Genomic DNA, 14498 nt, shown 5'->3' with positions numbered 1-14498 from the left:
AGCGCGGCGGGGTATTGACGCCCAACCTCGCTGCTGTTTATGTCGCTGATAATTGTTGAATTGCTTCTAGGGCCGTGAACGAACTACCGAAGAACCTTTTACGTGTATTCGGCGCAATCCATAACTCCCCGATATATTGCGCGTTCTGCACGCCATGTTTTCTTTGACACGCGCGCGTCCACAATTGCCACGCATACGTGCTCGAAAACTACGTGACTAAACAGGCAGATCTTTTCAGGATCGACAAAGCGATATTCGGTGTTAGTCACGGCTCTTGATTGTATTTGCTCTGTGTTTAGACCCTATCGGTGGTGGACCCCGTTGCCGTTGGGGGATGGTGAGGGGCTGATGCTGGGGACAGCCGGCACGTCGCCGGCATGCCGCATCACTCGGTCGGCATGGACAACCTCGCGCATTACGTTGACGAGCATTCATTCCGAAACCGGTCCCACCGCTCAAACGTGCGGGGCTTCCGTGCTACCCCCTGATACAACTGTCGACATCGATCCCCGTCCACAGCGGGACCTACTCTTTGAAAAAGGAGACCGGTAGTGCCCTGGCAAAGTGCCAGCCCTGAGCGGCTTCACAGCCGAACGCGCGCAACCGGGCGGCCTGGCTGGGGGTTTCGACGAGCTTTGCAGTGACGGTGATACCGAGCTTGTCGGCAAGGTCGATCATCGCTCGGGTGATCTGTTCGTTGGCCAGCCGAGCTTGGATGTTGCCATCGAGGCTCTCGATGAACTTGCCGGCGAGCTTGACCACGTCGACCGGGAGGCTGGGAAGGTAGGCGAGGCTGGAGAATCCGATGCCGAAGTCATCGATGGCGATGCCTACGCCGAGGGCAGACAGTTCCTGCAGCCTGGTCACCGATTTCTCGTCTCTGGTCAGGCGTGCGTCCTCGGCCAACTCGAGCTGCAGGGCGTGGGCGGGCAGGCCGGTCTCGGCGAGCACACTTTCGACTAGTGGGAGGAAGCCGGGATCACAGATGGTGCTGGCGGAGACGTTGACGCTGACGAACGGGGGCAAGTCGGTGCTATCGTCACGCCACCTGTGGACGTGGCGGCAGGCTTGCTCGATCACGAAGGCCGTGAGCGGCACGATCAGTCCGTTGGCCTCGGCGCGGTCGATGAATTGGCCCGGGAGCAGGGTGCCCAGCGTCGGGTGCTGCCACCGCAGCAGAGCCTCGGCGCCGATGATGCAGTTATCGGCGAGCCGGATGATCGGCTGGTAGACGAGGAAGAACTCACCGCGATCCAGTGCCGCGCGCATCGAGGTGGACAGACCGTCGTGGGTGTTCTGCTGGCCGCGGTCGAAGCCTGCCCATCGATCACGGTCGGTTTCCATGTGCGCCTTAAGTATCTCGTAGTAATCGATCAACTCGGTCGGCCCGACGCTCATGCGGTCCCTGAAGCGTGCTGACATAACCGATCCAGAGGCTCTGCACCTAGGCCCCTCCGCTTCGGCGCCCCCCTGGACGCCGAAGTAGCGCTGGATGGGCCCCCCACGTGGAATAACACAGTACCCCCCGCTAAGCCCGGGCGGGCCCAACTTCTCTTGGAATTGTCTGTGAATTTGCTGAATTGTTCGGGCTTGCGGTGCAGACTGTGCGGGGTACGGTGCTGCAAACTTTCGGATCAGCGTGATCCCGAGTTGCCTCGGTCCCGACTGCGGCTCTCGAACCGATGTCGTATCCGCCCGGACTGTGGCGCCGCTGGCGCGGGCGAAGGATCGCCGTGTGGTGTGGTTGCCCGATCTGCGAATTCGCGCGCAGACCGGTGGTGTTGTGGTAGCACAGGCGAGTCGGGTGTGGCCCACATGCGTTGTACCCCAGGAAGACCTGGACTGGGCGGCAATCTGGGGATCCTCAGCGCGCCATCGGGCAGCGCCCGATGAGAGGTGTGACCGGCATCGCTGAGCTGATACCACCTCGACCGGTGCGGCTGCCCGAGGTGGTTGCCGGCCGCTCGGATGTGGTGCTGGCCACCTGGCTGCACGAGCGCGACGGCCGAATGCAAGGCGCAAATTTCGATCGCGTTGCCAGCAACTGCCGCAAGCAAGTTAGCGTACTCGACCCACTTCATGTCGCCAAGCTTGGACTGGAACTTCTCGACGACTCGTGTGATCTTGGTCGTGATCACGGATCGTGCGAGTCCGGGGCCCGCGATCGGCTCGTTTCGGAGCCCGAGACGGGGCGCTCGATCTCCTCGCTCCCAGGTTGGTGGAGTAAGAGCCATGTATGTGGAGCCTGTGTCCGGCGGATGGTGGCCACTAGCAGTGACTGACGTTTGGCTAACCTCTCTGAAGGGAGTGGGTCTGGGCATGAGTGCGCTAGTGGAGGCGGTGACGTTGCTAACGGCTGACGTCCAGGACTCGACGGGGCGTTCGCAGGCGCGGCAAGAGGAGCTGGCGGCAAACGGTTCAAACCTGGATCGCACGGTATCGGATGCAATCGCGACCCATGGTGGGGTGGTGCGACCCGTCGATCAAGACTTGGGTAGCGGTCTCGTGGCTGCGTTCCTGCGCGCCGGCGACGCGATCGCGTGCGCGTTGGACCTGCAGCTCACAGCCCTGGCACCCAAGCGGCCACGGGTCGGTGTGCACACCGGTGATGTCCGGCTGCGCGACGACGGCACCATCGTCGGCGCTGCGATTGACGAGAGCGCGCGCCTGCGCGACCTAGCGCACGAAGGCCAGACTTTGCTGTCAGCAGTTACAAGTGATCTGGTCTCAGACCAGCTTCCGGCAGACGCCTGGTTGATCGACATCGGTAGCTACCCCTTGCGGGTTCTGCATCGCCAAGAACGGGTTCTCCAGTTGTGTCATCCAGACCTTCCCTATGGGTTTCCGCCGCTGCGACCGTCGGTCGTCACCCGATCCAATCTTCCGGTGCAGTTCACCACTTTTGTGGGCCGTGATGCGCAGATTCGCGAGGTGCAAGAGCTCCTGGCGAAGTACCGGCTGGTGACGCTGCGCGGTGACGGCGGTGTGGGCAAGACCCGTCTGGCGATCCAGATCGCGGCGGCATCGGAATTTCGTGATGGCTTGTGTTTCGTGGATCTGGCCCCAATCGCCGATCCCGACATCGTATCGACCACCGCGGCCCACGCTTTGGGCCTGATAGATCAGCCAGGCCGCTCAATATTCGACACTCTTACGCATGCCATCGGCAACCGCCACATGCTTATGGTGTTGGACAATTGCGAGCACCTTTTGGATGCGTGCGCCGAGCTGGTCGTTGCGCTGTTGGGCGCTTGCCCGGAGTTGACCATCTTGGCGACCAGCCGCGAGTCGATCGGGGTCACCGGCGAGGTCACCTGGCTGGTGCCGTCGCTGTGTCTTGCCAACGAAGCGATCCAGTTGTTCACCGAACGTGCGCGCCTGGTCCAGCCCAATTTTGAGATCGCGGCTGACAACACCGAAGCCGTGAGCGAGATCTGCCGGCGGCTAGACGGTATGCCCCTAGCGATCGAGTTGGCCGCGGCACGGCTGCGGTCGTTGGCGCCAAGCGAGATCGCCAACAGTTTGGATGACCGCTTCCGCCTGCTGACCGGTGGTGCCCGCAGCGCGGTGCAGCGGCAGCAGACACTCCAGGCATCGATGGATTGGTCTTATGCACTGCTGACCGAAGCCGAACGGATCTTGTTTCGCCGACTGGCGGTATTTGTCGGCGGTTTCGGCCTTACCGCGGCATGCGAGGTCGCCGCGGCTTCCAGCGACGACTTCGTCGAGCGCTATCCGGTGCTTGATCAGTTGGCGCTGCTGGTGGGCAAATCGTTGGTGGTAGCCGAAGAAAGCCGAGGCCGCACGCGCTATCGGCTGCTGGAAACCGTGCGCCAGTATGCGCTAGAAAAACTGAGCGAATCCGATGAAGTCGACGAGGTTCGCGCGCGGCACTTGGCTCACTACACAACCATGGCGGCCGGACTGAACCCTCCCGCCTCCACCGGCTATGAACAACGCCTCTTGCAGGCGGAAACCGAGATCGACAATCTGCGCGCCGCGTTTACCTGGAGCCGTGGAAACGGCGATATTACAGCCGCGTTGCAGCTGGCGTCGGCACTGCAGCCGCTGTGGTCGCAGGAACGCATGCACGAAGGGTTGGCCTGGCTCGACTCCATTCTCGACGGGGAAGACAACAGTCATCTCGGCGTGCCGGCACGGGTTTGGGCGCGGGCGCTTGCGGAGAAGGTAATCCTCAACGCCTGGCTGGCCATGAGGCCGATGGTTGCCCCCGACATCGTCGCGCACGCCCAACACGCTCTGGCGCTCGCCCGCGACGCAGACGACTCCACGGTATTGGTTCGAGCGCTCGTCGCCTGCGGCTGCTGTAGTTGCGACGCAGAAGCGGCTGAGCCCTACTTCGCCGAGGCGATGGAGGTCGCGCGCGCCATAGAAGATGAGTGGACCTTGAGCCAAATCGGATACTGGCAGATGGTCGGGATCTTCATATACGGTGAGCCAATTCCCTTGCGAGCAGCGATCGAACAGGCTCGAGAGCTCGCCGAAGACATCGGAAACCGATTCGTCTCGCGTCAATGCCGGCTATTTTTGTGCTTTGCGCAGATGTGGGAAGGCGATCCCAACGCAGCATTGGCACTATCCCGCGAGATTTCCGCCGAGGCCGAGGAGGCCAACGACGTCGTCACCAAGGTGCTCGGCTTGTACGTCGAGGCCATGGCGCTGTCCTACCGCGGCGACTGCGCGGCCAATGCGATCGCCGATGCGGCACTGGAAGCTGCCACCGAGCTGGGCGGCGTATACCAATGCATGGGTTACGGAGCGATAACCCGCGCCGCGTTGGCCACAGGCGATACCGCGGCCGTCGACGCCAGCGAGGCCAGCTGGGATTTTTGTAATCAACAGAACGTGGTAACGACACACCGCGAACTCATGGCGCAGGCAGCCCTGGCTCGCGGAGATGTGCCCACCGCGCGACGCTTCGCCGACGAAGCCGTCCTTGCGAGCACGGGATGGCACCAGATGGTGGCGCTGATAGCGCGGGCGCGAGTAGCCATTGCGCAGGACGATCTGGGCAGGGCACGCGATGATGCCCACGCCGCGGTTGCGTGCGGCGTCGACGCGCAGACGTACCTCGCCATGCCGGATGCCATCGAACTGCTCGCCGGATTGGCCAGTGACGCCGGTAGCCACCGGCAAGCTGCGCGCCTGTTCGGCGCCGCAGCAGGCCAGCGGCAGCGTACGGGGGAGACCCGCCACAAGATCTGGGATGCCGACTATGAGGCCGCCATGGCGGCGCTTCATGATGCGATGGGCGAGGCGGACTTCGACGCCGCCTGGGCTGAGGGAAGTGCGGCGCCCTTCGACGAGGCGATCGCCTACGCACAGCGCGGTCGCGGCGAACGCAAACGCCCAAGCAACGGCTGGGACGCGCTGACGCCGGCTGAGCACAAGATCGTACAGCTAGTAACCGAGGGACTGGCCACCAAGGAAATCTCGGCGAGGCTGTTCGTCTCACCGCGCACCGTACAGACGCACCTTACCCACATCTACGCCAAGCTAGACCTGACCTCCCGCGTCCAATTGGTACAAGCAGCGGCGCAACACTCGAATTATCCCACTGACCACTAGTCACTGGGTGCGGCAATACGTACCCAAAGCGGGCTTCTTTGCGCGTTGTCGCTGATGTTCATGGCTCCTCGTGCGCGCATCGTGGAGCGTATGGACAGTCTTTGTGCAGATGACGCGCCGGTGTTTTGGGGCGATCTAGAAGCTGGCTGGCTTATGTTGAGGCGGACGGTGACGTTGCTGCTCGCTGGCGTTGAGGATCCGATGTGGGACATCCAACCCGAGGCGATCACCGCCTGGATGGAACTCGGTGGGAAGGTATCGGACATCGTTGCCGAACACGACGGTGTGCGCCTGGTGGATCACGGCAAGGGCGATGGTTTCGTGGTTGCGTTCGCCCAGGCCAGCGCCGCCGTCAAATGTGCGTTGGCGTTACACCAGGCTCCGCTGGCCCCGACCCTGCTACGCATCGGGATCCATACCGGTAGGGTGCAACTGCTCGATGACCGCATCTACGCGAGCCCGACGATGAATCTGGCTGCGGAGTTACGGGATTTGGCTCATGGCGGACAGACGGTGATATCGGGCGCTACCGAGGACGCGGTGCTCGGCCGGCTTCCCAGTCGTGCTTGGCTGATTGGTCTGGGGTCCCAAGAACTGCGCGATTTGCCCCAGTCACAACGCATAGCGCAGCTGTGCCATCCGGACCTCCGCAACGATTTCCCGCCGCTGCGTATGAAGCCCGCCAGCGCGAAGAGATCCGCCGGCGTTTACGGAGTTCCCCATGTGGAGCGGGTTCTTGTTCGCGTAGCGCCCAAGCGTCGTGTTCACGCCCAATCGTCGCGTGTACGCCGGCGCGGTCCTGGCGGGTGAAAAGCGCGTAACGGCTGCGCTGACGGGGCTCCCGCGAGCAGCGAGCGGGAGCCCCCTATGGCTCGGCTCACGTGGCCGCCGAAATCATTCTGCGCCAACCAGGATCAACCTGGGCCTAACGAGTCTGCTACTCAGCACACCCAATCTTCGTCTTCGGACTCACCGGGTCGGCTCAAAGCGAGCTGGTCAGCGGTGATGGTCATCTGCTCAGACATCTGCAGAAGAGCGTGCTCGCCCGCTCCGTTGGGCAGGGTGTAAGCCAACTGGCGCACCTTCACGGCGTACTCGCGTAACTCCTGGCGGAGTTGAAATTCGATCGTGTGGGCGCCTTCATGCGCCGACGAAATTGGCAGCGGCGTCTTCTGCTCGCACGGATCAATCTCAGGCATCGGATCCATCATCCGCCAGCTAGGAGTCATAAATCATCAGCACATCGACGTATGTCGTGCGCTGACTGCGCGCAATTCGGGCTCTCCGGCGTGTCAGTGGACGCCGAGGGGCGCAGTTCGCTACGAGCGCCTACCGGCCGTTGTGGAACGCAGTACCGATAGGTATACAGTATGGATACAAGGATCGGCCCAGGTGGGAGGAAAATGCCGATGAGCAGCGCCGATACCGAAGATGCGGTGCTCTACGAGGCCACCACCAGCGGCGTCGCAATACTTACTTTCAACCGTCCGGAGCGGCTCAATGCATGGGGCCCCGACCTGGCCGCCGGGTTTTATGCTGGCATCGACCGCGCCGAACAGGATCCCGCGATCCGGGTGATCGTGCTGACGGGTCGGGGCCGGGCGTTCTGCGCCGGCGCCCACCTGGGGTCGCCGGCCTCGGCGGCCGGGGTCGGCGGCTCAATGGAGCGAGCGGGCCAGACGAATCTGGCGGACCTGGTCGGCGAGCGTCCACCTCACTTTGTGACCACACTGCGTAAGCCGGTCATCGCGGCCGTCAACGGTTCCTGCGTGGGCATCGGACTGACCCAGGCCCTGATGTGCGACGTCCGGTTCGCGGCGGCTGGCGCGAAGTTCGCCGCCGTGTTCGCCCGCCGTGGGCTGATCGCCGAGTTTGGCATCTCCTGGATACTTCCGCGGTTGACCAGCTGGGCCGTCGCCCTCGACCTGCTGCTGAGTGGTCGTACCTTCCTCGCCGACGAGGCAGCCGAATTTGGCTTGGTGACCGAAGTCGTGGCGCCCGAAGATCTGCTGAAGCGCGCCCTGGAGTACGCGGAGGACATCGCCGCACACTGCTCGCCGGCTTCGATGGCCGTAATCAAACGGCAGGTCTATGGCGATGCCACCGGCGATGTCGTGGAAGCCGCTTCGCGCGCCGAGGTCCTGCTGCACGAGGCGATGCCACGCCCGGACGTCGTCGAGGGGATGGTGAGTTTCTTCGAGAAGCGGCCACCGAGGTTTCCGTCGCTGCACTCATCCGACGCTTGAGAGCCCGGAAAGGACGATCATGGGCAACTTGAGCTACCAGGCGATCGATGTAGACAACCACTATTACGAGCCGCTGGACGCATTTACCCGGCACCTGGATCACAGGTTTCGCAGGCGTGGCGTCCAGATGGTCAGCGATGGCAGGCACACCCTGGCGATCATCGGCGATCGCGTCAACCGTTTCATTCCCAACCCCACGTTCGATCCGATCATCCTGCCGGGCTGCTTGGATTCGCTGTTCCGGGGCGAGATTCCCGACGGTGTCGACCCCGCGTCACTGATGAAGGTCGAAAAGCTAGAACTGCGACCGGAATACCGAAGCCGCGACGCCCGGGCCGCGGTGGTCCACCGTCAGGGCATCGAGACGATTGTCATGTTCCCGACGTTCGGTTGCGGGGTGGAAGAGGCGCTCAAGGACGACGTGGCGGCCACGATGGCGTCATTGCATGCCTTCAACCTCTGGCTCGACGAAGACTGGGGCTTCGACAGAGCCGATCACCGCATCCTCACAGCGCCGATGATTTCGCTTGCCGATCCGCAGCAGGCGGTCGAGGAAGTCGATTTCGTTCTGGGCCGCGGCGCCCGGCTGGTTCATGTGCGACCCGCTCCGGTGCCTGGTCTTCGGCAGAGCCGCTCGCTCGGGCATCCGTCGCATGACCCGGTCTGGGCACGACTTGCCGAGGCGAATGTCCCGGTGGCCTTCCATCTAGGGGACAGCGGATATCTGAAGATCGCCGGAATGTGGGGCGGCAAAGCCACTTTCGAGGCATTTGCGGCTCCCGACCCGCTGGATAAGATCGTTGTCGACGACCGCGCTATCCACGACACCATGGCATCGCTGATCGTGCACGGGGTTTTCGATCGGCATCCCGCGCTGCGGGTGGCCAGCATCGAGAACGGCTCGGAATGGGTGCACCGGCTCGCCAAGCGCCTGAAGAAGCTGGCTAACCAGCACCCGCGATCCTTCCCCAACGACCCGGTCGAAGCGTTGCGTGAGCACGTGTGGGTTTCTCCTTACTACGAGGAAGATCTCGGGCTGCTGGCCGAAAGGCTCGGAATCGAGCATATCCTGTTCGGCTCGGACTGGCCGCACGGTGAAGGCCTGGAGTCGCCGCTGTCGTTCACCGATGAGTTAACGGGTTTCAGTGCGTCCGACGTACGGAAGATCATGCGCGACAACGCTTTGACCTTCCTTGGCGTCACGGTGGCTTCGGCTGCCTAGGGCAGGGTAGGCAGCATTGTCGTGACCGCATGGACCATCGGCGCCGTGCTAGACGCCATCGCGGACGTCATTCCCGACCGCCTGATGACGATGTGCGGCACCCGCCGAACCACTTTCGCTGAGGCCAGAACACGAACTCGAATACTGGCAAACTACCTCAGCGACCAGGGGTTCGGGGTGGTGATCGGATGCCTCAAGGCACGAGCTGTCCCGGTGAGTGTGAACCACCACTACTCGCCGGGCGAGATCCGTGATCTGCTCGAATACCTAGGTCCCCGGGGCATCATCTACCACCGCTTGCTGGGCGCACGTTTCGCAGAGGTATTGCCCGAAAGCGGTACCGAGCTAATGGCATCTATCGACGACGGCAGCGCGGTTCCCGAACTGTCGGGCGCCGTTTCGTTGAACGACGCATTGGCCGTCGGTTGCGCCGACCGCGACGTGGAGGGTTCGCCGGACGACCTGATCATGATGTGCACGGGCGGGACGACGGGGCAACCCAAGCGAGTTCTGTGGCGCCAGAGCGATATGTATGTGGCGTCGATGACGGGGGCCGATCACCGCAGTGTCGAAGAGATCCATCGGCAGGTCCGTGCTGGTGGCCAGCCGTGGTTCGCGGTCTCTCCGCTGATGCATGCGGGCGGCATGTGGACAGCATTCGCCGCCTTCCTCAATGGCCTACCGGTGGTGCTGTATGAAGACCGCAACAAGCTCGACGCGCGGTCGGTGTGGGCAACCGCCGAGCGCGAAAAGGTAAGCATGGCAACGATGGTCGGCGGCGCATACGCAGGAACGCTAGTTGCCGAGCTGCGCGCACATCCATACGACTTGTCCTCGCTGAACGCGATCGGTTCCGGCGGCGCCACCACGAGCGCGAAATACAAACGGGCACTGATGGAATGCTTGCCACCCATCACCACTATTGAAGGATTCGGATCGTTTGCAACCGGCAATATGGCGTTCGGGTATAGCAGCAATGGAGCCGCCAGCGACACATTTGCGCCCGGGGCTGGCACGGCCGTCGTCTCCGCCGATCGCAGCCGATTGCTGCGACCCGGGGAGCCTGGGATCGGTTGGACGGCCAGGACGGGCCGGATTCCGCTCGCCTACTTCAACGATGCCGTAGCAACCCAACGTACCTTTCCCGAGATCGATGGCCGACGCGTCGCAATACCGGGGGATCGGGCAACGGTCGAGAAGGCCGGCAGCATCCGGCTGTTAGGCCGCGATTCACTCGTCGTGAACACCGGTGGTGAAAAGGTTTTCGTCGAAGAGGTCGAGGAAGAACTGCGCACGCATCCCGACATTGACGACGCGCTAGTGATCGGACGGCGTAGCGAACGGTGGGGCCAACAAGTGGTCGCCCTGATCGCCCGGCACCCGGGCTCGGATGTGGTGGCGGACGAGGCGCTCTACAACCACTGCACCTCGCGGCTGGCACATTTCAAAGCGCCCAAGGCGTTCATCTTCGTTGACCAGATTCCCCACCTCGGCAACGGTAAGCCGAATTGTCGGTGGGCCAGACAAGCAGCCGTACAACGGCTTCCGGTAAAGGGATCCGCGTGACACATAGAGCAATTGACTGCCTGGTGAACGTGCACTTCGGGGAAGCCGGCGCCCAACCATCGTGGATGCTCAAGGTCCGTGATGACTACTTCAACGGCCCGCGGTCGATGTTCGATCCGGTCGATCTGGCCGAGTTGCTCGGCGAGATGGACGAACAGGGCGTGCAGAAGGCGATCCTGATGGACTCGCTGGTCAACCCGTCCACCACCGCGCGCAAGTTCGTCGAAGCCAAGCCGGATCGGTTCGCACTTGGCATGGGTGGGGTTGACCTGCTGCGCCCGGTGCACCCATTGCGTGAACTGACCGCGATCGTGAGCGAACTGCCGGTCGCATACGCCGTTGTAGGACCGAGCTTCTGGGGCGATGGGCGGTACCCGCCCAGTGACGCCGTCTACTACCCGCTCTACGCCAAGTGCGCGGAACTGGACCTTCCGCTGTGCATCAACACCGGTATCCCCGGGCCGCCGATCCCGGGCGAGGTGCAGCATCCCATGCATCTCGACCGGGTGTGCGTGCACTTCCCCGAACTGCGGTTGTGCATGATCCACGGAGCCGATCCTTGGTGGGACGTCGCGATTCGACTGATGCTCAAGTACGCCAATCTGAGGCTGATGACCTCGGCATGGTCGCCCAAGCGGCTGCCCGAAAGCCTGCTGCACTACCTGCGTACGCGGGGTGCGGACAAAGTGATCTTCGCGTCGGACTGGCCGGTGTTGCCCATGCGTCGCGTGGTACCAGAAGCCCGCTCTCTGGATCTGCCCCCCGCGGTGCTGGACAACTACCTCTACGGCAACGCGCAGGAATTCTTCTTCGGGCAGGAGCGCTGACGATGGACCGCTTCGAGCTGCGCAGGCTGGACTACAGCCTGTCCGACGACCACCTCGCCCTGCAGGACGCGTACCGGAAATTCTTCAAGACGCATTGCCCGATCGAAATGGTCCGCGCCGCAGAACCGTCCGGGTTCGATAAGAACCTCTGGGAGCGGATGTGCGCGATGGGCGCGACGACGATGGCGTTGCCCGAGTCGTGCGGCGGTGATGGGGCGACGCTGGTCGACCTCACCCTGGTGGCCGAGGAGATCGGCCGGTCGCTGGCCCCGGTTCCCTGGATTGACCACATCTGTGCGGCGCGACTGCTGGCCCACTTGGGCGGTTTGCCCGGCGACCCAGCCGGGGTGGTCAGCGGAGAACAGCTCGGGGCACTCGACGCCCGGATCGACTTCGGGCAGGGTCCCCGGTTGATTCCGACCGGGTCGATCGCCGACCACGTCGTCGTCCCGGACGGCGACCTGATCGTGCGTCTGGCCTTCGCCACCCGGCCGGCGAAGGTCGAGAACATCGGGCGCCTACCGATGGCCTGGGTGGACCCGGCCACCGCTGACACTCGAACGATCGTTGCTCGCGGTCCCGAAGCGTTAGCCAAGTACCAAAGAGCACTGGATGAGTGGCGACTGCTGACCGCCGCGGCCCTAGTGGGTCTGGTCGAGGAGGCGATGACCATCGCGGCGGAGTTCGCCAAGACTCGCTACACCCTTGGGGTACCAATCGCGACGTTGCAGGGCATTTCGCATCCGCTGGCCAATATGGCCATCACAGTGCAGGCCGGGCGCAACCTCGTCCGACGCGCGGCCTGGTTCCTGGACAATGAACCCGACGAGCGCCCCGAGTTGGCGCCGTCGGCGTTCGTGTTCATGGCCGAGGAGGCCGCCAACGCCGCGACGATGGCGGTCCACATCCAAGGCGGTCTTGGAGTTTCGGCGGAGGCTGCCGCGACCGCGTATCTGGTACGGGCCAGGGGATGGCCACTGGCGGGTGGCGATCCCGGCACCGCGACGCAGCGGGTCGCGCAGATCGTGACCGCGCGCGAGCGTGCGCTACGGCGTTAGACAGGAGCGAGGCGATGGACTTCTCCCGGGTCGAATTGTCCGATGCGGAACAGGCCTTCCGTGACGAGGCGCGCAGATTTTTGGCCATACACGTGACCGAGGACGTCAGGCGACGAGACCGCGAGACGGGTGACAATTTCGACGAGGGTGTGCACCTGGCATTCGGTGCCGCAGGGTACTTGGCCGCGGAGTGGAAGCCGGCATCAGAAGGCGGCTTCAACCGGGTGCGGCGGCGCATCTGGGAGCTGGAAAAGCGGCGGGCTCACGTGCCATGGGTGACCTGGGGGACGACGGTGATGGTGGCGCGCTCGGTGGCGAAGTTCGGCTCACCGGCGCTCAAGGAGGAGGTGTTGCCCAAGGTGTCTAGTGGCCAGGTGCGGCTCTGCCTCGGCTACACCGAGCCCGAAGGCGGCTCCGATGCGGCCACCTGTAAGACCCGTGCGGCGCGTGACGGTGACGGCTGGCTGATCAACGGCGCAAAGATGTTCACCACCGGCGCGCACCACTGCCAGTACGTATTCCTCATCACCAATACCGACCCGGATGCGCCAAAGCACAATAGCCTGACCATGTTCCTGGTTCGGCTGGACTCGCCGGGCATCGAAATCCAAGGTATCCGTACCGTGGACGGCGACCGGACCAACATTGTCTATTACAACGACGTCCACGTTGATGACAGGTATCGGCTGGGCGACGTGAACGGCGGCTGGACGGTCCTGCGCGAACCACTCAACGTCGAACACGGCGCGGTCGCGGCGGCTGCCGACGGCTTGCAGGATACCTCGATAATGATGCACCAAGCCGGGGCCATGTCCGAGGCCCTCGACAGGGCCGCAGCGTGCGTGACACGGCCGGATCCCACCGGGCGGCGGCTTGTCGACGATCAATCGGTCGCATATCGATTGGGCCGCAGCGTCGCTCGGATGGAGGCGGCGCTGAGTGCGCCGAACATCTTCGGCCGGGTGGCCATCGCGCAGACGATGCGAGACATCTCCCCGGACCTGATGAACATACTCGGTGCCGCGTCGGCGCTGCCGCTTGGCGCCGACGGGGCCGTCGATGACGGCGGCGCCGAATACGTCTACCGGTTCGCCCCGCTGGTGGGAATCTACGGTGGCACGCTGGAGGTGTTCCGCAACATGATCGGCCAGTACCTGCTTGGGCTGGGTAAACCCAATTACTCACCGCCGGTGTAGTTGGTACATCGATCCTCGCGCCGAACGTGAATTCGCCGCGATGGTGATCGGTGTGTCGTCGCAACGGTTTCACGCTCGTCGAACGACTGAGATCGTCGCCTCGCGGACGAGCTTGTACTACCTGCTGGCCGGTGCCGGGGGAGCCCGACCGGCGACCTTGATGGATGAAGCGCGTCGCGGGGAGGAGTTGGGCTTCGGAACCGCATTCATTTCCGAGCGTTGGAACGTCAAGGAAGCGTCGTCGCTTGTCGGAGCCGCGTGCGCGGTGACCACCCGGATGCAGATCGCGACCGCAGCAACCAATCACAACACCCGCCACCTCCTGATCACCGCGTCTTGGGCGACCACCATGCATCGGCTGTTGGGGATCGGCCGCGGCATCGCCGCGATCTACCCAGCGTTCGGCGTACCGACGGTAACAACCGCGCAGATGCAGGATTGGGCCCAGGTCATGCGCCGGCTGTGGCACGGCGAGGTGATCTTCAACCGCGACGGTCCGATGGGCAAGTACCCGGTGTTGTTTCTCGATCGGGACTTCGACGAAGACATTCGTCTGGCACTGGTGGCATTTGGTCCCAACACGCTCGCGCTCGGAGGTCGTGTGTTCGATGACGTCGTCCTGCACACCTACTTCACCCCGGAAACGTTGCAGCGCTGCGGCACAGCCGTCAAACGGCCGCGGAGAAGGCCGGCCGAGACCCGGACAGCTTTGGTCGTGCTTGGCCACCGTAGACGATCATCTTCTCGAGCAGTTGCGGCTTATCGAGCCGGCGCTTCTAGTAGCTGAGGCGGCT

Annotated in this window: 10 protein-coding genes and 1 pseudogene; 9 read left to right on the top strand and 2 right to left on the bottom strand. The window is 63.5% G+C overall.

Going from position 1 to position 14498, the window contains the following annotated elements; genetic code table 11:
• Window positions 1-525: 525 nt before the first annotated feature.
• Window positions 526-1433: pseudogene (locus AADZ55_RS16390) on the bottom strand (cyclic diguanylate phosphodiesterase).
• 886 nt (window positions 1434-2319) lie between these two features.
• Between AADZ55_RS16390 and AADZ55_RS16385 the strand changes: the two are divergent.
• Together AADZ55_RS16385 and AADZ55_RS16380 are read left to right on the top strand one after the other, a co-directional pair.
• On the top strand, window positions 2320-5589 hold the full coding sequence (locus AADZ55_RS16385; RefSeq protein WP_423202322.1) for a LuxR C-terminal-related transcriptional regulator: 3270 nt from the start codon (window positions 2320-2322) through the stop codon (window positions 5587-5589).
• Window positions 5590-5742: 153 nt separating this feature from the next.
• Complete coding sequence (locus AADZ55_RS16380; protein WP_341286209.1) at window positions 5743-6399, top strand: adenylate/guanylate cyclase domain-containing protein; 657 nt, start codon at window positions 5743-5745, stop codon at window positions 6397-6399.
• Between the two features lie 131 nt (window positions 6400-6530).
• Here AADZ55_RS16380 and AADZ55_RS16375 read toward each other — a convergent pair whose 3' ends face one another.
• The gene (locus AADZ55_RS16375; RefSeq protein ID WP_242670104.1) at window positions 6531-6788 is read right to left on the bottom strand and encodes a hypothetical protein; all 258 of its coding nucleotides are present in this window, start codon (window positions 6786-6788) and stop codon (window positions 6531-6533) included.
• Between the two features lie 210 nt (window positions 6789-6998).
• On the opposite strand from AADZ55_RS16375, the gene AADZ55_RS16370 reads away from it, so the two are divergent.
• Genes AADZ55_RS16370 through AADZ55_RS16340 form a run of 7 tightly spaced genes read left to right on the top strand, consistent with a single transcriptional unit; the run spans window position 6999 to window position 14491 of the window.
• A complete protein-coding gene (locus AADZ55_RS16370; protein WP_085324957.1) occupies window positions 6999-7835 on the top strand; it encodes an enoyl-CoA hydratase in 837 nt (278 codons plus the stop codon).
• Between the two features lie 19 nt (window positions 7836-7854).
• Complete coding sequence (locus AADZ55_RS16365) at window positions 7855-9057, top strand: amidohydrolase family protein (protein WP_085324958.1); 1203 nt, start codon at window positions 7855-7857, stop codon at window positions 9055-9057.
• Window positions 9058-9078: 21 nt separating this feature from the next.
• Window positions 9079-10623: an AMP-binding protein gene (locus AADZ55_RS16360; RefSeq protein ID WP_085324959.1), complete on the top strand. Its 1545-nt coding sequence runs from the start codon at window positions 9079-9081 to the stop codon at window positions 10621-10623.
• Complete coding sequence (locus AADZ55_RS16355; RefSeq protein ID WP_085324960.1) at window positions 10620-11450, top strand: amidohydrolase family protein; 831 nt, start codon at window positions 10620-10622, stop codon at window positions 11448-11450. The genes AADZ55_RS16360 and AADZ55_RS16355 overlap by 4 nt, the downstream gene beginning before the upstream one ends.
• Before the next feature lie 2 nt (window positions 11451-11452).
• A complete protein-coding gene (locus AADZ55_RS16350; RefSeq protein WP_085324961.1) occupies window positions 11453-12508 on the top strand; it encodes an acyl-CoA dehydrogenase family protein in 1056 nt (351 codons plus the stop codon).
• A 14-nt stretch (window positions 12509-12522) separates the two neighbouring features.
• Entirely contained in the window at window positions 12523-13704 is a 1182-nt protein-coding gene (locus AADZ55_RS16345; RefSeq protein ID WP_085324962.1) for an acyl-CoA dehydrogenase family protein, read from the top strand.
• Window positions 13705-13744: 40 nt separating this feature from the next.
• A complete protein-coding gene (locus AADZ55_RS16340; protein WP_242670107.1) occupies window positions 13745-14491 on the top strand; it encodes a TIGR03857 family LLM class F420-dependent oxidoreductase in 747 nt (248 codons plus the stop codon).
• Window positions 14492-14498: the final 7 nt, after the last annotated feature.

Source organism: Mycobacterium decipiens, assembly GCF_963853665.1.
GTDB lineage: Bacteria > Actinomycetota > Actinomycetes > Mycobacteriales > Mycobacteriaceae > Mycobacterium > Mycobacterium decipiens.
The sequence above is the reverse complement of the archived record's forward strand: the minus strand, read 5'-3'. Positions and strand labels throughout refer to the sequence as shown.

Bases quoted from the DNA above. Each gene is read 5' to 3' on its own strand.
- AADZ55_RS16385 (WP_423202322.1), top strand. From the start codon at position 2,320: ATGAGTGCGCTAGTGGAGGCGGTGACGTTGCTAACGGCTGACGTCCAG.
- AADZ55_RS16380 (WP_341286209.1), top strand. From the start codon at position 5,743: ATGTTGAGGCGGACGGTGACGTTGCTGCTCGCTGGCGTTGAGGATCCG.
- AADZ55_RS16375 (WP_242670104.1), bottom strand. From the start codon at position 6,788: ATGCCTGAGATTGATCCGTGCGAGCAGAAGACGCCGCTGCCAATTTCG.
- AADZ55_RS16370 (WP_085324957.1), top strand. From the start codon at position 6,999: ATGAGCAGCGCCGATACCGAAGATGCGGTGCTCTACGAGGCCACCACC.
- AADZ55_RS16365 (WP_085324958.1), top strand. From the start codon at position 7,855: ATGGGCAACTTGAGCTACCAGGCGATCGATGTAGACAACCACTATTAC.
- AADZ55_RS16350 (WP_085324961.1), top strand. From the start codon at position 11,453: ATGGACCGCTTCGAGCTGCGCAGGCTGGACTACAGCCTGTCCGACGAC.
- AADZ55_RS16345 (WP_085324962.1), top strand. From the start codon at position 12,523: ATGGACTTCTCCCGGGTCGAATTGTCCGATGCGGAACAGGCCTTCCGT.
- AADZ55_RS16340 (WP_242670107.1), top strand. From the start codon at position 13,745: ATGGTGATCGGTGTGTCGTCGCAACGGTTTCACGCTCGTCGAACGACT.